17 protein-coding genes are annotated in these 21,073 nt (G+C 67.2%); 8 read left to right on the forward strand and 9 right to left on the reverse strand.

Annotation, left to right across the window (positions count from 1 at the left end):
- Positions 1-52: 52 nt before the first annotated feature.
- Together OVA13_RS14745 and OVA13_RS14750 are read right to left on the reverse strand one after the other, a co-directional pair.
- Positions 53-2,752, reverse strand: coding sequence for a TonB-dependent receptor (locus OVA13_RS14745; RefSeq protein WP_267791218.1), 2,700 nt, complete (start codon positions 2,750-2,752; stop codon positions 53-55).
- A 140-nt stretch (positions 2,753-2,892) separates the two neighbouring features.
- On the reverse strand, positions 2,893-3,888 hold the full coding sequence (locus OVA13_RS14750) for a glucokinase family protein (protein WP_267791219.1): 996 nt from the start codon (positions 3,886-3,888) through the stop codon (positions 2,893-2,895).
- Positions 3,889-4,334: 446 nt separating this feature from the next.
- On the opposite strand from OVA13_RS14750, the gene OVA13_RS14755 reads away from it, so the two are divergent.
- The 6 genes from OVA13_RS14755 (at position 4,335) to OVA13_RS14780 (ending at position 11,437) form a co-directional block, all read left to right on the forward strand.
- Positions 4,335-5,639 carry a sugar MFS transporter gene (locus OVA13_RS14755; protein ID WP_267791220.1) on the forward strand — a complete coding sequence of 435 codons (1,305 nt, stop codon included), beginning with the start codon at positions 4,335-4,337 and terminating at the stop codon, positions 5,637-5,639.
- 56 nt (positions 5,640-5,695) lie between these two features.
- Positions 5,696-6,766, forward strand: coding sequence for a LacI family DNA-binding transcriptional regulator (locus OVA13_RS14760; RefSeq protein WP_267791221.1), 1,071 nt, complete (start codon positions 5,696-5,698; stop codon positions 6,764-6,766).
- Entirely contained in the window at positions 6,759-7,823 is a 1,065-nt protein-coding gene (locus OVA13_RS14765) for an SIS domain-containing protein (RefSeq protein WP_267791222.1), read from the forward strand. Before OVA13_RS14760 ends, OVA13_RS14765 begins: the two co-directional genes overlap by 8 nt.
- Positions 7,820-8,956: an N-acetylglucosamine-6-phosphate deacetylase gene (gene nagA, locus OVA13_RS14770; RefSeq protein WP_267791223.1), complete on the forward strand. Its 1,137-nt coding sequence runs from the start codon at positions 7,820-7,822 to the stop codon at positions 8,954-8,956. Before OVA13_RS14765 ends, nagA begins: the two co-directional genes overlap by 4 nt.
- A 19-nt stretch (positions 8,957-8,975) precedes the next feature.
- The gene (locus OVA13_RS14775; protein ID WP_267791224.1) at positions 8,976-10,046 is read left to right on the forward strand and encodes an acyltransferase family protein; all 1,071 of its coding nucleotides are present in this window, start codon (positions 8,976-8,978) and stop codon (positions 10,044-10,046) included.
- A 311-nt stretch (positions 10,047-10,357) separates the two neighbouring features.
- Complete coding sequence (locus tag OVA13_RS14780; RefSeq protein WP_267793545.1) at positions 10,358-11,437, forward strand: PQQ-dependent sugar dehydrogenase; 1,080 nt, start codon at positions 10,358-10,360, stop codon at positions 11,435-11,437.
- A gap of 2 nt (positions 11,438-11,439) precedes the next feature.
- On the opposite strand, the gene OVA13_RS14785 is transcribed toward OVA13_RS14780, so the two are convergent.
- The 5 genes from OVA13_RS14785 to OVA13_RS14805 all read right to left on the reverse strand — a co-directional run bounded on the left by OVA13_RS14785 (position 11,440) and on the right by OVA13_RS14805 (position 16,838).
- Positions 11,440-11,808 carry a lipid-A-disaccharide synthase N-terminal domain-containing protein gene (locus OVA13_RS14785; protein WP_267791225.1) on the reverse strand — a complete coding sequence of 123 codons (369 nt, stop codon included), beginning with the start codon at positions 11,806-11,808 and terminating at the stop codon, positions 11,440-11,442.
- Positions 11,805-12,539 (reverse strand): glycosyltransferase family 2 protein, encoded by a 735-nt coding sequence (locus OVA13_RS14790; protein ID WP_267791226.1) that lies wholly within the window; start codon positions 12,537-12,539, stop codon positions 11,805-11,807. Before OVA13_RS14790 ends, OVA13_RS14785 begins: the two co-directional genes overlap by 4 nt.
- Positions 12,536-14,233 (reverse strand): phosphoethanolamine transferase, encoded by a 1,698-nt coding sequence (locus tag OVA13_RS14795; protein ID WP_267791227.1) that lies wholly within the window; start codon positions 14,231-14,233, stop codon positions 12,536-12,538. Before OVA13_RS14795 ends, OVA13_RS14790 begins: the two co-directional genes overlap by 4 nt.
- Positions 14,233-14,895, reverse strand: a complete 663-nt coding sequence (locus tag OVA13_RS14800; protein WP_267791228.1) for a phosphatase PAP2 family protein — start codon at positions 14,893-14,895, stop codon at positions 14,233-14,235. Before OVA13_RS14800 ends, OVA13_RS14795 begins: the two co-directional genes overlap by 1 nt.
- 212 nt (positions 14,896-15,107) lie before the next feature.
- Positions 15,108-16,838 (reverse strand): ArnT family glycosyltransferase, encoded by a 1,731-nt coding sequence (locus OVA13_RS14805; RefSeq protein WP_267791229.1) that lies wholly within the window; start codon positions 16,836-16,838, stop codon positions 15,108-15,110.
- Between the two features lie 145 nt (positions 16,839-16,983).
- Between OVA13_RS14805 and OVA13_RS14810 the strand changes: the two genes are divergently transcribed.
- Together OVA13_RS14810 and OVA13_RS14815 are read left to right on the forward strand one after the other, a co-directional pair.
- On the forward strand, positions 16,984-17,682 hold the full coding sequence (locus tag OVA13_RS14810; protein ID WP_267791230.1) for a response regulator transcription factor: 699 nt from the start codon (positions 16,984-16,986) through the stop codon (positions 17,680-17,682).
- Positions 17,672-18,940 (forward strand): ATP-binding protein, encoded by a 1,269-nt coding sequence (locus tag OVA13_RS14815; RefSeq protein WP_267791231.1) that lies wholly within the window; start codon positions 17,672-17,674, stop codon positions 18,938-18,940. Before OVA13_RS14810 ends, OVA13_RS14815 begins: the two co-directional genes overlap by 11 nt.
- Before the next feature lie 28 nt (positions 18,941-18,968).
- Here the strand turns inward: OVA13_RS14815 and OVA13_RS14820 are convergent, their stop codons facing one another.
- Together OVA13_RS14820 and OVA13_RS14825 are read right to left on the reverse strand one after the other, a co-directional pair.
- A complete protein-coding gene (locus tag OVA13_RS14820) occupies positions 18,969-19,718 on the reverse strand; it encodes a DUF3011 domain-containing protein (protein ID WP_267791232.1) in 750 nt (249 codons plus the stop codon).
- Between the two features lie 29 nt (positions 19,719-19,747).
- On the reverse strand, positions 19,748-20,971 hold the full coding sequence (locus tag OVA13_RS14825; protein WP_267791233.1) for a multifunctional CCA addition/repair protein: 1,224 nt from the start codon (positions 20,969-20,971) through the stop codon (positions 19,748-19,750).
- Between the last annotated feature and the right edge of the window lie 102 nt (positions 20,972-21,073).

The following is a 21,073-nucleotide window of genomic DNA, read 5'->3' on the forward strand; positions in this document are numbered from 1 at the left end:
GCCCGGACAAGTCCAGGCCCGCAGAGGGAGAGAGTCCCTTACATCACCATCATCAGAACTTGAAGCGGAAGTTCAGGTAGTACTGGCGACCGTTGCTGTAGAAGGCATGCGGCAGGTAGCCCGGAACGGCATCGTTCTCGGTGTAGTACTTCAGCTTCGGATCGTTGAGGTTGAGGCCGTCCAGGCTGATCGTCAGCCAGTCGGTCGCCTTGAAGCCGAGCGAGGCCGAAACCGTGTCGAAGTCGTCCTGGTAGAAGTTGTCGGCGCGACTGACGCCGGCATAGAACGAGCTGCGATAGCTGTAGTTCACGCGGGCGTTGAAACGGTCATTCTCGTACCAAGCCGACAGGTTGTACGTGTTCTCGGACGTTCCGTTGAGCGGCTTGCCGCCATCGGCTTCGCCATCCACGTAGGTGTAGTTGGCGTTGATGCCGAAGTTCTCGCCGATCGGCTGCTCGTAAGTCAGCTCCAGCCCCCGGGCCTTGCCGTTCGAATTGACCGGGATCGACACCAGGTAGTCGCTGTAGACGTCGGTGCCGGCGGCCTGGCTGGCCTGCTGGTCCTTGTACTGGACGATGACATTGCCGAAATCGACGTAGCCGTCCAGATCCATCGAGAACACGCTGGCGGCCAGCAGGGCGCGCGGTGCGAAATACCACTCCAGCGAAGCATCGAAGTTGGTCGACACCAGCGGATCAAGGTTCGGATTGCCGCCGCTGCCTTCGTGCGTCAGGTCGTTCAGCGTGAGCGAACCGGCCAGCGCGGAGAAGTCCGGGCGGGTCATCGTCTTGCTGCCCGACACGCGTGCGACCAGGTCGTCGGTCAGTTCGAACTTGAAGTTCACGCTGGGCAACAGCTCGTTGTAGTCGTTGTTGACCAGGACCGGCAGGTAGTCGCCGAATGCCGAACCGGTGATCGCGCCGGGGATGCCGGAATTGACGGCGAGCGCCTGGTTGTAATGGACGTCCGTCGTCGTGCGCACGTAGCGCAGGCCGGCGTTGCCGCTCCAGCGGTCGCCACCGAAGTTCAGCTGTGCGTACACCGCGTTGATGTCTTCCTCCACGCCGTACACGTCGGAGAAGTAGAAGCGCTCGGGGTTGTTCCGGTTGGCGAACTCGGCGTTGATCTGCGCCAGCTGCCCGGGCGTGTAGTACCAGATGCCCGACGGCACGTTGCCGCCGACGCCGCTGCCGAAATCACCCGGGTAGGCGCCGCCTGCAGCAGGATAGGCATTGATGTCGGTCCAGTTGCTGGCCCAGTTCGGGCCCTGGGCGATAGAGAAGTCATTGCTGCGTTCGTGCGTGGCGTAGCGATAGCCGAAGTCCAGCGTGGACAGCACGCCGTCGTCGAAGAAGAACTTGCCGTCCGCCGAGGCCCAGTCCTCCTTGTCCAGCACGTCGATGCCCTGCGCGCCGAAGATCCAGCCGTTCTGTGGCAGGTGGTTGGAGGCCGTGTTGGTGCCGCCCAGCGACCAGTCGATGGGATTACCCACGCCGTTCATGCTCCAGCTTGCGCCGGCATTGCCGGCCACCCCGGTTTCCAGGACATCCTGGGTCGGGCTGGAGCCGGTGCCCTTGGTGGTACCCAGCTGGAAGACGAACTCCAGTGCATCGCTGGCCTTCCATTCGGCGTCGAGCGCGATGTACTTCGAGGTGGAGACCGCGCCGGGACGGGAGATCATGTCGTACACGCCGTAGGGCGTGATCGTGGTGGAGGTCACCGGATCGTAGGTGGCGCTGGTCAGCACGCCGTTCTGCACCGTATAGCTGCTGGGCGTCTGCGAGTTGACGAACTGGCTGGCCCACATCATGTAGTTGCGGTTGTAGTTGTCCGCTTCCAGCTTCGAGTAGAACGCATTGACGTTCAGGGTCAGGTTGTCGGTGACCTTGGCTTCGATGTTGGCGACGCCGCCCTTGCGCTTGCGCACCTGCTCGAAGTAGGCGGCGCCGATCAGGTTGGGATACAGCACGCCATTCAGTTCGGGATTGGTCGACGTGATGGTGCCGTAGCCGCCGACCACTTCCTGGCCATCACGGCGCAGGCTGCGCTCCTCGTTGAACACCTGCACCATGAAGCCCGCGGTGCGCTCTTCATTGCGCCAGTTCAGCAGCGCGTCGAGCTGCGGCTTCGTGTCGCCCGGCAGGTCGGAATGCACCGCGCCGATGGAGCCCTGGATGGTGAGCGGCTCGGCGAACTGCAGCGGACGGCGGGTGATGATGTTCACCGAGCCGGCAGTGCCGCCCTCGACCAGCTTCGCTTCGGAGGTCTTGTGGACGACCACGCGGTCCACGATCTCGGACGGATACAGCGAGTAGCTCACGCTGCGGCCGACGTTGCCCACCTGGCTGAGCACGAACCAGTCACCCGTGCCGATGGTGTGGCCATTGACCAGGGTCTGGGTCAGGCTGGGGTTGGTGCCGCGCAGACTGACGCGGTCGGCTTCGTCGAAGCCGCCTTCGCTGGCGCTGGACGAGGCGATGTTGACGCCGGGCAGCTGGCGCAGGGTGTCGGCCACGTTCTTGGCCGGCAGCTTGCCGATGTCCTCGGCCGTGACGACTTCGACGTGGGTCGCCGCGTCGCGCTTCGCGTCGAGGGCTTTCTCGATGCTGCCACGGATGCCGGTCACCACCACGGTGTCCAGGTCGGTAGCCTGCTGTGCGGGTGCCGGCGTGGATTCCTGCGCGCTGACCTGCAGCGAGAACGCGAGTCCTACCGCGATGGAGGCCGAAAGGATCGATTTGCGGTGCTTCATGATGTCTCTCCCATCATTGTTTTGAGTTTCGGCAACATCTGCTTTCGCTTTCGCCGCCGTGCCTGGTGCTGTGCTGCAAGAAGTGCTGTGCGGATGGCCGCGCACCACGGGTGACGCCTGCGCCTGTCCCGGCGCCTCACTCAATCGCCGTTACGCTGGTCCAGATACCACCGGGCTGCCCCAATCACGCCCAGTTGTCCGTGTTCGACCAGCTTCACGGGAATTCGCTCCAACGCTTCGCGCATCGATCCCTTGTTGAGGAACCGCGGCACGAAGCTGCTGCCAATCAGGAAGTCGCGGATCTTCGGCAGGATCCCGCCCGCCAGGTACACGCCGCCCTGCACGCCGTACAGCAGCGCCATGTCGCCCACCACGCTGCCCAGCAGGCCGCAGAACACGTCCAGGCTTTCGCGGGCGAGCGGATCGCTGCCGTCCAATGCGGCCGCGGTGATCTCGCCCGGCGTGGTGTGGGGATTGGCCTGCCCGCGCACCGCGCAGAGCGTGGCATGCAGGTTCATCAGGCCGGGGCCCGACAACGCGTATTCGACCGGCACGTGCGCGCGGGTCTTCAGCATTTCCGTCAGCAGCGCCATTTCCAGCGCGTTGCCCGCGGTCAGCGCGGCCTGGCCGGCTTCGGTGGCCAGGACCACGGCGCGCTTGCCGGTGGGGATCCACACGGCCGCACCGAGTCCGGTGCCCGGGCCCAGGATCAACGTCGGACCGCGCGCAGGCGCGGCCGAGGGGCCCGTGAGCTGCAGCACCTGGCTGGCATCGACCTGCGCCGAGGCATGCGCCACGGCTTCGAAGTCGTTGACCAGGCGGAAGTCGTCGAAGCCGAGCTGCTCGCGGATCTGCGCGGGTGAGAGCCGCCAGGGCAGGTTGTTGGTGATGACGGTGCCGTCTTCCAGCGGATAACCGGCACTGGCGATCACGCCGCGCGTGATGCGGGCGCCGCCGAGGTGCGACAGGAAGTCCTGCAGGATGTCAGCCAGGGCGGGGTAATCCGCACATGCGTACTTGCGGTAGTCGAGCACGCTGACCGGCGCGGCCGGATCGGCGCTGCCACGCACCAGGCCGATGCGCACATGCGTGCCACCGACGTCGGCGGCGATGAAGGCATCGCCCGCGTGGGTCATGGCATCCGTCGGCAATGGATTGGCGATTGCGACCACACGTCTCCCCACATGTTCGCTGAGCCGGGTTGGCAGGCAACCCTGATGCGGCCGGAGTGTGTGAGGCATTTGACAACGTTGTCAACACTCTGTCATGAAATAGGGGTGGGCACGGTGGTGGATTGGCCTATGGGAAGAACGATCACCGTGTTCAGCTTGTTATTGCCTGCATATCTGGATTTGAAGGTTCATTTTCAGAAGGTTATGAGGCAAGTCCGTACGGACTTTGTGTTGCGCCGCAACAGGATCTGCTGTGACACAAAGGCTGTTTCAGCGGCTGATCCAGGGGGTCCTGGTAGTCCGTCAGGCAATTTTGTGACAACGTTGTTCCCAGTCATTGCCGAGCTCCCGGCCTGCGTCGCAGGCACGCGGTGCCCACGGCCCAGCCATCGCAGGGGAGTTCCGCAGACATGACCGCCGTTCCCGGCCAGCTCCATACGACATCGCGTGCCGCCCCGCGGCATGCCACCTCCATCGCCATCATCGGCATGTTGTTCTTCATCATCGGTTTCTTCACCTGGATCAACGGTCCGTTGATCACCTTCGTGAAGCTGGCCTTCGACCTGGACGAAGTGAATGCCTTCCTCGTGCTGATGGTGTTCTACCTGTCCTACTTCTTCCTGGCCTTGCCGGCGGCCGCCCTGCACAAGCGCACCGGCATGAAGAAGGGCCTGGCGATCAGCCTGTTCGTGATGGCCGTGGGTGCCGCGCTGTTCGGGGAGTTCTCGACGCAGCGCTGGTATCCGGGCGCGCTGTCCGGGCTGTTCGTCATCGGTGGCGGCCTGGCCCTGCTGCAGACGGCGGTGAATCCGTACATCAGTATCCTGGGGCCGATCGAGAGCGCCGCGCAGCGCATCGCGCTGATGGGCATCTGCAACAAGGTCGCCGGCATGCTGGCGCCGCTGGTGATCGGCACGCTGGTGCTGCAGGGCATCGGCGACCTCTCCACCCAGGTGGAAGCGGCGGACGCCGCGACCCGGGCGGTGCTGCTGGACCGGTTCGCCGCCAAGATCCACGCGCCCTACCTGGTGATGGCCGGCGTGCTGGTGGTGGTGGCCATCGCCATCCTGTTCTCGCCGTTGCCGGAGGTGAAATCCTCCGAAGCCAACGCAGAAGCCGCCGGTACCGCGGGCGACGGCGGCCGTCGCAGCATCCTGCAGTTCCCGCACCTGTGGCTGGGCGTGCTGTGCCTGTTCGTCTACGTGGGCGTGGAAGTGCTGGCCGGCGACGCCATCGGCACCTACGGCAATGGCTTCGGCCTGCCGCTGGACCGCACCAAGCTGTTCACCTCGTACACGCTGTTCGCGATGCTGATCGGCTACGTGGTCGGCCTGCTGGCGATTCCGCGGCTGATCTCGCAGGAACGCTACCTCAGTGTGTCGGCGGTGCTGGGCGTGCTGTTCGCGGTGGGCGCCTTCCTGACCGAAGGCTACGTCTCGGTGGGCTTCGTGGCCGCGCTGGGCTTCGCCAACGCGATGATGTGGCCGGCGATCTTCCCGCTGGCCATCAAGGGCCTGGGCCGCTTCACCGAAACCGGGTCCGCGCTCCTGATCATGGGCATCGCCGGCGGCGCGCTGATCCCGCAGCTGTTCGCGGTGCTGAAGCAGCACCACGATTTCCAGCTGGTGTTCCTGGCGTTGGCGGTGCCGTGCTACCTGTACATCCTGTATTTCGCCCTGCATGGCCACCGCGTCGGCCAGGCGCGGTCGGGCTGAACGGCAGGACGGAATCCGGGCATCATTGCGGACTCATGACCATGACAGATTCCAGCATGCGCAGACCCACCATCAAGGATGTCGCCGAGCGCGCCAAGGTGTCGTTGAAGACCGTTTCGCGGGTCATCAACAACGAGCCCTCGGTGATGCAGGGCACCCGCGCGCGCGTGCTGCACGCGATCGCCGAGCTGGACTACGAACCGGACCAGTCCGCGCGCAACCTGCGCAGCGGCACGCCGTTCGTGGTCGGGCTGGTGTACGACAACCCCAATCCTTACCACATCATCGGCGTGCAGAACGGGGTGCTGGCGGCGTGCAAGGAAACCGGCTTCGGCCTGCAGATCCATCCGGTGGATTCCACGTCGCCGCTGCTGGCGGAGGAGCTGGTGGAATTCGTGCAGCGCTCGCGCCTGGCCGGTCTGGTGCTGACCGCACCGATGTCGGAGCGCGCCGATCTGGTCGGTACGCTGGCCGCGCGCGGCGTCAAGCTGGTACGCATCATCGCCGCGACCGAGGATCCCGAAGACGGCCATGCCTGCGTCTACGTGGACGATCGCGATGCCGCCTACGAGATCACCGAACACCTGATCCAGCTTGGCCACCAGCGCATCGGCTTCCTGTGGGGCGGGCTGGCGCACCGGTCCAGCACCGAGCGTTATGCCGGCTACGAGAAGGCACTGAAGGACTACGGCATCACCCTGGACAAGCACCTGGTGGTGCCGGGCGATTACACCTTCGACGATGGCTTCCGCGGCGCGCGCCGGTTGCTGGCGCTGCGCGAACCACCAACCGCCATCTTCGGTTCCAACGACGAGATCGCCGCCGGCGTGCTGGCCGCCGCGAAATCCGCCGGCATGAACGTGCCCTATGACCTGTCCATCGCCGGCTTTGAGGACAGCCCGTTCTCCAAGCAGTCGTGGCCGCCGCTGACCACCGCCAAGCAGGCCACCGAAGACATCGCCAAGCAGGCCGCGCGCCTGCTGATCGCCGGACTGCGCCAGGACGCGTACGACGACCAACCCACCGCCGTGCACAACCAGGGCTTCGTGCCGCAGCTGGTGGTGCGTGGTTCCACTGCGCCGGTCCGCCCGCGCACCGACCGACCCGAACCGCCGACCCATGACTGATTCCGCTCCGCTGCCCAACCCCGCGCAGACCCTGATGCACCAGGAGGCGGCCCAGGCTGCCGACGTCATCGCCGCGCAGTACGCGCGCAATGAAGCCACCGTGCAGAAACTCGCCGCCGACCTGCGCCGCGATCCGCCGCCGTTCGTGGTGACCTGTGCGCGCGGCAGTTCCGACCACGCCGCCACGTACGCGAAGTACCTATTCGAGACGCAGCTGGGGCTGGTGACCGCTTCCGCATCGCCTTCGGTCGGTTCCGTGTACGAAGCGAAGCAGAAGCTGGACGGCGCGCTGTACGTGGTGGTGTCGCAGTCGGGCAAGAGCCCCGACCTGCTGCGCAATGCGTCGGCGGCCGCCGATGCCGGTGCGCGCGTGGTCGCCCTGGTCAACGTGGAGGACTCGCCGCTGGCGGCGCTGGCCGACACGGTATTGCCGCTGCATGCAGGGCCGGAGCGCAGCGTGGCGGCCACCAAGAGTTACCTGGCCTCGCTGGCCGCGATCCTGCAGCTGGCGGCGTACTGGAAGGACGAAGCGCCGCTGCGCGACGCACTGACGCAGTTGCCCGATGCGTTGCGCGCCGCCTGGCAGGCCGACTGGTCGTCGGTGACCGATGGCCTGGTCGATGCGCACAACCTGTTCGTGCTGGGCCGCGGCCTGGGACTGGCGGCGGCGCAGGAAGCCGCGCTGAAGTTCAAGGAAACCTGCGGCCTGCACGCGGAAGCCTACAGTTCGGCCGAAGTGAAGCACGGGCCGATGGCGCTGGTGGGTCCGGGATTCCCGGTGCTCTGCTTCGCGCAGCCGGATGAAACCGAAGCCGGCACGCTGGCGCTGGCGCGCGAGTTCCGCGGGCGTGGCGCCCAGGTGTGGGTCGCCGCGCAGCATGGCGACGCGGGTGCCGCGCGCGAGGACATCCTGCCGCTGGTGCACGGCCCCCATCCGGCCTGTGCCCCACTGTTGACCATCCAGAGCTTCTATCGCGCGATCAATGCGCTCGCGCTGCGGCGTGGCCATAATCCGGACGTGCCGCCGCACCTCAACAAGGTCACCGAAACCGTATGAGTGGTCCCGTTGCCCTGCTCAATGCGCGCGTACTGACCAGCGAAGGCTTCGTCACCGGCCTGGCCGTGGTGATGCAGGAGGGCAGGATCGCGGACCTGGTGGCCAACGACGCCATTCCCGGCGACGCGGCGCGGCGCGATCTGCACGGCGCCTGGCTGCTGCCGGGATTCATCGACGCGCAGGTCAACGGCGGCGGCGGCGTACTGTTCAACAACACGACCACGGTGGATGCGATCCGCACCATCGCGCAGGCGCACCGCCGCTTCGGTACCACCGGCCTGCTGCCCACGCTGATCAGCGACGATGCCAGCGTCATGCAGCGCGCCATCGACGCGACGCATGACGCGATCGCACAGGGCGTGCCCGGCGTGCTGGGCATCCATCTGGAAGGTCCGTACCTCGCGCCCGCGCGCAAGGGCACGCACGACGCCGGCAAGTTCCGCGTGCCGGGCGCCGACGAAGTACGGATGGCGACGTCGCTGGAGAATGGCGTGACACTGCTGACGCTGGCGCCCGAGCAGGTCCCCGCGGACACCATCCGGTCGATGGTGGAACGCGGCGCGATCGTCGTAGCCGGCCACACCGCGGCGACGTATGAGCAGGTCCGCGCCGGCATCGAAGCCGGCATCACCGGCTTCACCCATCTCTACAACGCCATGTCCCCATTGCAGGGGCGCGAGCCCGGCGCGGTGGGCGCGGCGCTGGAGGATGACGGCAGCTGGTGTGGCGTCATCGTCGACGGCGTGCATGTGCATCCGGCCAGCCTGCGCGTGGCACTGGCGGCCAAGCCGCGCGGCAAGGTCTTCCTGGTGACGGATGCGATGCCGATGGTCGGTTCGGACGATCCGTCGTTCGATCTCTATGGCGAGACCATCACCGCCATCGACGGCGTGGTTCGCAATGCAGCCGGTGCGCTGGCCGGCTCCGCGCTGGACATGGGCACCGCCGTGCGCAACAGCGTGCGCCTGCTGGGACTGACATTGGACGAGGCGGCGCGCATGGCTTCGACCTACCCGGCGGAGTTCCTCGGCCTGGGCGCATCGCATGGCCGCATCGCGCCAGGCTACCGGGCTGACCTGGTGGCGCTGGACGAGGATCTGCGCGTGGTCGATACGTGGATCGCCGGCGCCTGATCCTCTGCGGATGGCGCGCATGACCGTCCCGGCAAGCCGTTTCGCTTCCGTCGATGCGCTGCGCGGCATGACCGTGGCGGCCATGCTGCTGGTCAATACGCCGGGCGACTGGGCGCATGTCTACGCGCCGCTGCTGCATGCGGAATGGCATGGGTGCACGCCGGCCGACCTGGTGTTCCCGTTCTTCCTGTTCGTCGTGGGCGTCTCCATCGCGCTGGGCATCGTACCGAGGGTGGAAGCGGGGGCATCCTCGCCCGCGTTGACGCAGGGCGTGCTGTGGCGCGCCGTCAAGATCATCGCGCTCGGGCTGCTGCTGCACCTGCTGGCGTTCTGGCTGCTCGACAAGCCATGGTTCCGGCCATGGGGCGTGCTGCAGCGGATCGGCGTGTGCTTCGCCGTGGCGGGGGTGCTCGCGATCCATGCCACGCCGCGCGTGCAATGGGCGCTGGTCATCGCGCTGCTGTCGGGATACTGGGCCTTGCTTGCCCCGGGGGGCTACGCGCCGTTCACCAATCTGGCGAGCCGCTTGGACACCGCCTTGTTGGGTCCGATGCTTTACCAGTGGGACGCCACCATGCTGCGTGGCCATGATCCCGAAGGCCTGCTCAGCACGTTGCCGGCGCTCGCCACCACCTTGCTGGGGCTGCGCGCCGGTGCGTGGTTGCGGGCGGGCCGGACGAAGTGGCTGCTGGCCGCGGGCGTGGTCTGCCTGCTGGCGGGCGTGGCATGGGCACCGGTCATGCCGCTCAACAAGAACCTGTGGACGTCTTCCTACACCCTGTTCACCGCGGGCTGCGCGATGCTGGCACTGCTGCTGTGCCATGTCGCCATCGATCGCCGTGACTGGTCGGCATGGGGGCGTCGCTTCGGTGTCAACGCCATTGCGGCCTACGTGGGCTCGGCGGCGATGGTCTATCCGCTGATCGCATTGGGCTGGCTGCAGCCGATCTACCATCACGGCTTCGCCGGCTGGATGACGCCGCGCTTCGGACCGTACCTGCCCTCGCTGGCCTTCGCGCTGGCGTTCGTGTCGTTGTGGTGGGTCATCGTGGCCTGCATGGACCGGCGCGGCTGGTACCTGAAGATCTGACGCACCGATCAGCGCTGGGCGGAAGCCCGTCACGCTTTTCTTCACCTGCCGGGTGTACAACAGCGGCGTCCACCTGCCGGGATCATTCCATGAAAGCCGTGCTGCCTGTTCTCTGCTGCCTCCTGCTCGCGAGCTGCGAAAGCGCCAAGGTCGATGCGGAGGGCGCGGAAGTGGTGCTGGTCAGCAAGGCGGCTGAAACCCGAACGCCGACCCTCCTCGTCAACCCGCCGCGCGACATGGCAGAACCCGTGGCTGCAACACCGGTGACGGCAGCCTCACCGCCGGCGTCGGCGTCCGAAGGACAACGCGTGATGGCAGGGCTGTCGCGGGCGCGACAGGTTCCCGACCCGCCGTTCACCAGTACGCCCGTCCTGACCTTCAACGAACCATGGGCGATGACTTTCCTGCCGGACGGTCGCCTGCTGGTCACGGAGAAATCCGGCAAGCTGCGTCTGGCCAATGTCGCCACCGGCCAGGTCGGCGAAGTCATCGGCGTACCGGCCGTGTCGTATGGCGGGCAGGGCGGTTTCGGCGACGTGGTGCTGCACCCGCGTTTCAGCGAGACGCGCTGGGTCTACATCAGTTACGCGGAAGCCGGCAGCAACGGCACCCGTGGGGCGGCGGTGGCGCGCGCGCAGCTGGTCCTCGACGCGTCCGGCAACGGCGGCAGCCTGTCCAACCTGCAGGTCCTCTGGCGCCAGTTGCCGAAAGTGTCCGGCTCCAACCACTTCGGTCACCGCATGGCGTTCGGTGGCGACGGCAAGTTGTGGATCACGTCCAGCGAGCGCGACCAGCAGACGCCGGCGCAGGATCTGCAATCCTCGTTGGGCAAGATGATCCGCCTGAACGACGACGGTTCGGTGCCGCCCGACAACCCCTTCGCCGCCCAGGGCGGCATCGCAGCCCAGGTGTGGTCGCTGGGCCATCGCAATCTGCTGGGCATCGCGTTCGACGCCAGCGGACGGCTCTGGACCCATGAAATGGGTCCCGCCGGTGGCGACGAGCTCAACCTGATCGAACGCGGTGCCAACTATGGCTGGCCCGTCGTCTCCAACGGCGACCACTACGACGGCAGGACCATTCCGGATCATCCCACGCGCCCCGAATTCAACGCGCCCGAGGCGTGGTGGACCCCGGTGATCGCGCCGGCGGGCTTCGTGATCTATTCCGGCAACCAGTTCCCGTGGTTCCGCGGACAGGGATTCATTGGTGGCCTGGCGTCGCAGGCACTGATCCAGATCGAGTTCAATGGCAACCAGGCACGGGAAGTCCGGCGCTACCCGATGGGCCGCCGCATCCGCGAAGTGGAGCAGGGCCCTGACGGCAACCTGTGGCTGCTGGAGGACGGCGGCAGTGGACGCCTGCTGAAACTCACGCCCAACCGCAGCTGAGGTTACTTCGCCTGCGAGTGCGGCAATGGCATGTCGGCGGGCCCGCCAGGCGTCGCGGATGGCTCGCGATGGCGGATATCCAGGTAAAGGCTGTAGGCGGCGGTGAATGCCGGCAGCAGGTTCTGCAGCACGCCGACCGCATCCTGCTTCGACGAGAACAGGAAGTAGCTCAGCGCCATCACGCTGCCGCACAGGCTCATGTACCAGAACAGGCGCGGGATGACCGGTCGCCGCGCACGACGCGAGGCGGTGAACTGCACCAGCCATCGCCCGCCGAACATCGCCGCGCCGGTCAGGCCGATCAGTTTCCAGGGCGTCATGTGCAGGCCGGTCCATCCCAGCCAGAGGATTTCCTGATCCATGGCGCTCATGGCACGCGACCATGGTTGAGTTCGCTGACCGGCGTCACGTGGCTGCGGCGTATCAGCCACACCACGCCGCGCAGGTCGCGGATGCCTACCAGCGCGCGCCCCAGGTTGTTGTACTTGGACGTACCCGAGACGCGCGGACGATGCGATACAGGCACGCTCACCGTCTTCCAGCCCGCGCGTTGCATCAGGGCCGGCAGGTAGCGGTGCATGTGGTCGAAGTAGGGCAGCTCGAGGAACGCCGCGCGCTCGAACAGCTTGATGCCGCAGCCGGTATCCGGCGTGTCGTCGTGCAGCAGTGCCTGCCGGATGCGGTTGGCCCAGCGCGATGCCCAGCGCTTGCTGGTGGAATCCTGGCGATTCACGCGCCAGCCGGCGAAGAGTTTCGTCTGCGCGCCGGCCTGCTCGCGTGCCGCCAGCAGCTTCGGTATGTCGGCGGGGTCGTTCTGGCCATCGCCGTCCAGGGTGACGATCCAGGGCGACAGCGCGTGCTTCACGCCGGTACGGATGGCGGTGCTCTGGCCGCAGCGACGGTGGTGCAGCAGCACGCGAAGTTCAGGCACTTCCTCCTTCAACGCGGCGAGCACCGTGCGGGTGTCGTCGTCCGAGTGGTCATCCACGCAGAGCACATCGAAAGGCACGACGCCGCGCAGATGCTGGGTGACCTCCCGCACCAGTCCACCGATGTTGCCGCTTTCGTTGAAGACGGGGATGACGACCGAGATCGGGCTCATGGCGAACCTCCTGATACCGGTCCGGCATTATCCGCACGGCAGGTCAGGAAAATGTCGTGGTCCGGGCGATACAGGGCGGTCTTCACGTCGGTGAGGCCCAGGACCGTGTGGAACAGGTTGTCGTGGGTGAACTGCCCGCTGCCGGCATGCTGGCGCGCGCAGCCTTGGTCCAGCCGTGTCGCGCGCTGCCAGCCTTCCGAGAACCACGCCACCATCGGCACGTCCAGCTGCTCGCGCGGCGCCAGCGCGCGCGGCATGCCGTGCAGGTACAGGCCCTTTTCGCCAAGCGATTCGCCATGATCCGACACGTACAGCATCGCCGTGTCGTAGCCGGGTACGGTCTTCAGCTGGTCGATGGCACCCGCCAGCACATGGTCCGTGTAGAGCAGGGCATTGTCGTAGGCGTTGACGATCTGTTCGCGGCTGCACCGGCCCAGGTCCGAGGTCTCGCAGACCGGCAGGTACCTGCGGAAGGCGGGCGGGTAGCGTTCGAAGTAGTTGGGGCCGTGGTTGCCCAGCATGTGGAGCACGATCACCTGGTCCCCACGTTGCTTCGCCACCACCGCGGGCAAGCCCTGCAGCAGTACTTCGTCGAAGCAGCGACGTTCCGTGCACGTCCCGGCATCTCCCCGTGCGCGCAGGTCTTCCTGCGGCAGGCCGCTGCAGACACCTTTGCAGCCGGACTGGTTGTCGCGCCACAGCGTGGCGACACCCGCGCGTTGCAGCACGTGAAGCAGCGACTGCTGGCCGCGGATTGCCTTCTCATCGTAATGCTCGCGTCCCAGCACCGAGAACATGCAAGGCAGCGAGACTTCCGTGCTGCTGCCGCAGGCGGTGACGTGCGGGAAGTTGATCACGCCACGCATGGCAAGCTCCGGCGTGGTCTGGCGCGCATATCCGTTGAGCCCCCAGTTGGCCGCGCGTGCGGTTTCACCGACCACGAGGACCAGCAGCCGTGGCCGGCGCCGCCCTGCCGCGGGGGATTGCAGCGCGTCCTCGCCTATCGGTGTCTGGACCCGCGCCTTGCCGGGGGGCTCTTCGCTGACGACTTTCGCGAGCGAGACCAGCACGTTCGCCGGCGTCACCAGATAGCGGACCTCGCGCTGGTTGCGCAGGAACGCGGTAAGTCGCTGCGTGGAGGAGGCCGCGCCTGCGGCGGCCATCAACACCAGGCTGGCCAGCAGTGCGACCCTCGCCAGCACGGCCGGCTTCCATGACCGTCTCTGCACCTTTACCCGCCATGCCAGCATGATCGCCGGCAGTGACGGCAGCAGGGACAGCACGCTATCCATGCCCGCCAGTTCACTGGCTTCGCGCCAGTCGGTGTGCAGCACGTTGCGGATCATGTCCGCATCGATGTAGATGCCGTAGGCCGCCATGTAGTGCCCCGCGAGCGCGGAAACCAGCAGCAGCGCCGTCAGCACGATGCGTGCCGTGCGCTCCCACACCAGGACCGACAGCCAGACCCCATGCACCGCCGTCACCAGCAGGAACAGCGAGGCCGCCCATAGCCACTGGCTTGGCAACGCCGGCGCCGCCGATCTCCAGAACATCGCATTGCTGAACAGGCTGAAGTAGACGGAACCGGCAATGATCAGGCCTTCGCTGCTCATCACGGGGCGCACTTTCGCCAGCGCCCAGGTGCGTTCGCACCAGCGCGGAAGGGAGTGCCACGGCAGGATGGAGGTGCTCATCACGCGGGCTTCCCGGTATTGCCGGCGTGCGCCGCCATGATCCGGTCGACGAGCAGCGTGATGCCCCAGCACAGCGTCAGACTGGCGATGTCGTGCGAGAGGAAGTGCGCGCCGCGCAGTTGCTGCGCGATTCCGAACAGCATGCCGGCCGCCATGCCGGTTGCCAGCCCCAGCCATCGCCAGGACGGCCGCACCTGTGCAAGAAAGAAATAGAGCGCCACCCACGCGTAGCCAGTGGCGGCATGCGCTGCGGGAAAGCAGGCGGGGTCTCCCAGGCCCGCCGGGCGCGCGGCGAACAGCGGAATGAAAGGACGCGCTCCGCCGAATGCCAGCAGATCCCACGGACAGTCCATCTGCGTGATGGACTTCAGCCATGCGACCAGGACACTCGACAGCAGCGTGGCGAGGAGCAGACCTGCTGCCGGACGTGTCCACCGCGCCGCGTCACTCTTGCGCCAGTGCCATGCGGTGGCGGCGAGCAGCGACAGCCAGACGCTGAGGCTGGCCGCGCGTCCGCCACGGTGCATGGCGATCTCCAGCCATGCGTTCTGCCTGAGCGCCCAATGGCCACCTTCCGATGCGTAGACAAGATGCGCCAGCACCATGTCCAGCTGCCGCGACAGCAGCCAGGCCGAGGCTAGAACCGGAATGGACCAGCGCATCCACCGCGGTGATGCGCGGCGATACGCGGAAATGCCTTGCAGGGGAGCGATTGGGAGTGGATGTGGTGAGGCAGCAGACATGCGATGGGGTGGGCGGAGGAGAGTCCGCGCATGCTCGCCGTGGCGGTGTCGTAGTGCGGTCGGAGTGCCGTCGGAGCAGTGTTAATCCGCGTGCGAATGCTTCTCGCACGCAGGCGGCGTTGGCATGCGATTCAGTCTTCGCTGACGTTCGCCGACCAGTCCGCGGGCACCTCGCAGTCCGCCATCCATGCATCGCCCGGTGCCAGGACCCATGCGCGGCGATTGGACGCGCCGATGTCGATGACCCTGGCGGGATCGAGGCAGGGACCGATCGCCTCCTTGCGCAGGAACAGCCAGCGGGTGCGCGGCGCCTCCCGTAGCCACGCGTGCGCGTGCTGCCACTGCGCCGCCCACGGCTGCTTGAAACCGAAGTCGACCGTGGGCCGGTCGGCCTGCAGCAGATGCTGTTCGCGCCAGCCCAGCATGGCCAGTTCGGCATCCGGTCCGATCCGCGCGCCGACGCGCTGCATCAGCGCCTGTGCCGAGCTGTCGGGGCTGAGGGCCGGCATCAGCCCCACGCCGTACGTCGTCCACAGGGCCGCGCTGACAAGCACCACTGCCACGCCGGGCCTGCGCCGCGGCGCGCACCACGCAACGGCCATCACCATCAGTGCGAACGCGCCGAACGCCAGCAACCACATGGCGAGCGTTGCGAGCGTGTCCAGCTCCAGGCCACGCCCTTCGATGATCGCCTGCAGCCGCGCCGGCGGTGCCGCCAGCAACCACGCGCCCATGCCTAGTGCCGCCAGCGACAACATGCCCACGTAGCCCCACAGCACGGCACGTACGCCCGTGCGTTGCAGCAACGCCGGCAGCAGTGGCGCTGCGGCCACGCACAACGCAGGCAGCATCGGGAAGATGTAGACCTCGCGCTTGCCCGGGCTGGCGGAGAAGAACAGCAGCACCAGCAACGACCAACCCAGCAACAGCACCCAGCGTGCATCCGCGCGCCTGATGCGCCGCCACCACGCGGGCAGCAGCCAAGGCGCCAGCAGCACGCCCGGCAGCCACAAGGTGGCCATCACCTGCAGGTAGTACCAGAACGGCCTCACGTGATGCCACGCGTTGGCATAGCGGGTGCCGGTCTGCTTGAAGAGCATGTCGCGCGTGTACTGGTGCAGCGCCGGGTCCGCTGAGGAAAGTGCCGCCAACAGCATCGGCGCCAGCCATACGCCAACCCCCAGCAGGAAGCCCGCCATGCCGGCCCACGCATGCACGCCGCGCACCCGGGCAAGCGCGTGTGGCGATCGCGTTCGCACCCAAAGCCATGGCAGGAACACCAGCAAGGGCAGGAAGCCCACGCCCTTTGTCACCGTACCCAAGCCGGCGGCAAAGGTGCCCAGCGCCAGCAGGCGCGGATCGGCCCGGCCGGAAGCGGGGCGTTCCAGCAGGTAACGCAGCAGTGCCCACAGCGACAGCGTGGTCATGCCCACCAGCACCATGTCGATCTGAGCGCGCTTGGCCTGCAGCCCGAATTGCAGGCAGGCGAATAGGGCAAGCACGGCATACGGCCTCGCCCATCGACCCCACAGGCGTCGTGCCAGGTCGCCGCTCAGCCACAGCACCAGCAGTGCCGACAGCAGCGACGGCAGCAGGAATGCCACCTGCCAGCTGCGTACCGCCAGGTAGCCGGTCGCCTGCAACCACATGAACATCGGTGGCTTCTCGGCGTAGAGCTCGCTGCCGCGATGCGGGAAAAGCCATTGGCCCGATTCCACCATCTGCCGCGCCGCCAGCACGAAGCGCGGCTCGTCCGGCGGCATCGGCTCGCGCATGCCCAGCCCGGCCAGCAGCGACAACGCGACGCACAGCAGCAGCACCGTCACGCCCACGCGCGGGCGGATTTGTGGAACAGTAGGCATCAGGCGCCGTGCCGGAGACGAGGACAGGGCGCCATGCTGGCGTGACCGGCGTGGGAGAACCGTCGGAATGCTTCCGACAGCTTTTCGACGGCGCCGCTGGCACGCTGCCGTTTCTCCCCTTGCCTCCCACGGACGAGTTCCCACCATGCGGCTGCTGGTGATCGAAGACAACCGAAGCCTGGTGGCGAACCTCTTCGACTATTTCGAGGCGCGGGGGCATACCCTGGATGCCGCCCCCGACGGCATCACCGGCCTGCACCTGGCCACTACCCAGGGTTACGACGCCATCGTGCTGGACTGGATGCTGCCGCGGCTGGAGGGGCCCGAAGTGCTGCGCCGGCTGCGGGACGAACACGGGTCCGGCGTGCCGGTCATCATGTTGACCGCGCGCGACGAACTGCCCGACAAGATCGTCGGCTTCCGCGCCGGCGCCGACGACTACCTGACCAAACCGTTCGCGCTGCCCGAGCTGGAAGTACGGCTGGAAGCACTGATGGCGCGCGCGCACGGCCGCCAGCGTCGCAAGGTGCTGGAAGTGCACGACCTGAAACTCGACCTGGCCACGCTGGAAGCTACCCGTGCTGGCCAGCCGCTGCACCTGTACCCCGCCTGCCGCAAGCTGCTGGAAACCCTCATGCAGGCCAGCCCCGCCGCGGTCACGCGCCAGCAGCTGGAGCGCGCGCTGTGGGGCGACAATCCACCGGATGGCGACATGCTGCGCTCGCATGTCTACGAGCTGCGGCGCAGCGTCGACGGCCCCTTCCCGGTGAAGCTTATCCAGACCCTGCCGCGCACCGGTTACCGGATCGCCGTGCCCACCAGGGGACCGGCCGATGAAGCCTAGGCGCAGCCTGCGTTCGCACATCCTGGCCTGGCTGGGCGGTTATGCGTTGCTGCTGACGGCGGCGGTGATGCTGCACGGGTTCCTGGTCAACGAGATCGCCGAGCGGCTGGTATGGGACTCGCTGCTGAAGACGGAACTGGAACACCACCTGCAGCGCAGTGCCGAGGACCCCGGCTACCGCTGGAGCGACACCGACAGCCTGCAGCTCTACACCTCCGCGGAAGCGCGCGCGATGCCTGCCGAAGTGGCGACGCTGCCCGAAGGCATCCACGACGAACTCGTCCTCGGCGACCGCGAAGTCCTGGTGCTGGTGCAGACCGTCGATGGCGTTCGCTACACCCTGGTGCTGGACATCACCGAGCTGGAATCGCAGGAGGACACGCTGACCCTGCTCGTGTTCGGGCTGGCGGTGACGCTGGTGCTGGTGATGGGCACGCTGGTGGCCTGGGGCCTGCGCCGTTCGTTGCGCCCGCTGACGCAACTTGCTGACGACATCGGTGCGCTGGAACCGGACCACACCGGCCAGCGCATCACCGTCGGCGACACCGCCAGCTCCGAGCTGGCCGTCATCGCGGGTGCGTTGAACGACTACCTGCGACGGCACGAAGAGTTCGTCGAGCGCGAACGCGTCTTCATCGATACCGCCAGCCATGAGCTGCGTACCCCCATCGCCATCATCGCCGGCGCCAGCGAACTCGCGCTCGAGCAGCCGGAACTGTCAGCCAGCGCCCGCCACCAGATGCAGCGCGTCCTGCGCACGGCCCGCGACGTGGAGCGGCTGGTCGCTCTGCTGCTCACGCTGGCCAAGGATCCCGAGCGGCTTTCGCGCAGCAACGACATCGTGCCGCTGCACGAACTGCTGCCCGACATCATCGACGACCATCGCTACCTGATGCAGGGCAAGGACCTGACGATCGTTGCCGACGACCTGGCGCCTTGCCATGTGTCCGCGCCGCTGCACATCGTGCAGGCCGCGGTCGGCAACCTCCTGCGCAACGCCATCGAGAACAGCGACCAGGGCACCATCCATGTCCGCCTGGACCCCGACGCCACCGTCACCATCGAAGACCCCGGCCACGGCATGACACCGGAAGAGATCAGCCGCATCTACACGCAGATCGCACGCGGTGGCGGGCGCGAGGGGGGCGGGATCGGCCTGGACCTGCTGGGCCGGCTGTGCGACCACCTGGGGTGGACCCTGTCCATCCAGTCGGTGCCCGGACGCGGCACCATCAGCCGCCTGCGCCTGTCGCGTTGAACGCCCCGGCGTACGCGGGCGCGGTGGCTCAGCGCACCCGGCGGTAGCGCACCTCGTTGTCGCGATCGCCGAGCTGCGAGGTGACGAAGCCTTCGCGCGACTGGTCGATGTCGAACGTGGTATTGCCCACGTTGAGGCGTCCGTCGTTGATCCAGCCATTGACGGTCTGCCCGCGTGAACGCGCAGTCGCACGGCCATCCGATTCGATGGTCAGGGTGACGTCTGCGCCGTACAGCGAGTTGTAGCCCTCGAACGTCCCGACCATCCAGCCCGGAACGTACGAAGAGTGGCGCGCACCCTGATAGCCGTCGTCATCGTACTTGTGGTCCTTGTTGTCGGCGTTGTGCGCCATCGCGCCCAGGATCGCCGCACCGATCAGCACGCCGGCCGCCACCTTCGCATCGTGGTTGTCGCTGTCGTGGTGGCCGGAGGAACCGGTATGCACGCGGAACTGCGCCCGGCATCCGTCATCCACCCAGATCTGGTTGCGGTTGTAGTCCCACGTACGCCCCTGCTGGCACGACGTGCTGGACATCTGGCGCTCCAGGGTGACGTAGCCGGAGGTCGAGATCGGGCAGCTCTGGTAGCGGTCGTTGCGGCTCTCGCAGGTGATGTAGTCGTCGGCCAGTGCCGCGCCGCTCCACAAGGAAGCCGTGGAAACCAGCAGGCATTGCAATGCGGTCGTGCCCTTGTGCGTCATGACATGGACCTCGAGCGTGTTGGAAGGGGAACGCGAGCGCGCTGCGCTCGCCGCCGCATCTTCGCGCAGATGTGACATGGCAACAATCCCCTCAGGGGCGGCGACTTCTAGGTCTGGCGTGCGCGGTGGATCGCTTCGACGCGCGCCTTGCGCATGGCCTCGCCCACCTCCGGTCCGTTCAATCCTTCGCGCGCCACGTCGCGTGCGCTGACCGCGAGGGCGGCTTCGTGCAGACGCACCAGTTCGCGGCCCTGCGGATACTCGGCCTCGGTGCTGCCCAGCCGGCCGCGCTTGTCGGCCTCGCAGACGGTCGCCAGCTGGCTGATGCGCTCGGGCCGACGGAAGGCGTCGCAGCGCGTCAGCAGTTCCAGCACTGTGGCATCGCGCAGTTCCGGCAGGCGATGCACGTTGAGGTGCTCGCGACACGCCATTACCGCCAGCTCGCGATGCTCGGCCGGGACTTTCAGGCGTTCGCACAGCGCCAGCACGGGCTTCACGCCGGCATGCTCGTGGCCGATGTGCCTGGGCAGCACGTCGGCCGGCGTCAACGCCTTGCCCAGGTCATGCACCAGCGCGGCGAAACCGATGACGGCATCGCCCGTTGCCAGCCGCGCCGCCATGTCGCTGACCATCTGCTGGTGCAGGCCGGTATCCACCTCCGGATGGAACTCCGCGCGCTGCGGCACGCCATACAGCGCATCGACTTCCGGCAGCACCGTCGCCAGCGCACCGCATTCGTGCAGGGTGGACAGGAAGGCCGACGGCTGCGCCGAGCCCAGCGCGCGCCGCAGCTCCTGCCAGACCCGCTCCGGCACCAGCGTATCCAGTTCGCCACTGGCTACCATGGCCCGCATCAGTGCCATCGTGTCCGGCGCCACGGTGAAACCCAATGGGGCAAAGCGGGCCATGAAGCGGGCCGCACGCAGCACGCGCAACGGATCCTCGCTGAAGGCCGGGCCGACATGGCGCAGTACGCGCGCATGGGTGTCGGCCACGCCACCGTAGGGGTCGACCAGCGTCCCGTCCGGATCCTGTGCGATCGCATTGACGGTGAAGTCGCGCCGCTGCAGGTCCTCCTCCAGCGTCACCGACGGATCCGCATCCACGACGAAGCCGCGATAGCCGCGGCCGCTCTTGCGCTCGGTCCGTGCCAGCGCGTACTCCTCGTTGCTCTGCGGATGCAGGAACACGGGGAAGTCGCGGCCCACGGCGCGGAAGCCCTGCGCTTCCATCTCCGCCTGCGTGGCGCCGACCACGACCCAGTCGCGGTCACCGGGCGGCAGGCCCAGCAACCGGTCGCGTACCGCACCGCCGACGAGATAGGTCTTCATGCCGTCATGATGCCGGATCGGTGCGTCCGCCGTCTGCTTTCGTCCCCTGTAGGAGCGACGTCGGAAAGCGGAACGATGCAACGCCTCATCGGGCGACTGCCC

Source organism: Pseudoxanthomonas sp. SL93 (assembly GCF_026625825.1).
Classification (GTDB): Bacteria; Pseudomonadota; Gammaproteobacteria; order Xanthomonadales; family Xanthomonadaceae; genus Pseudoxanthomonas_A.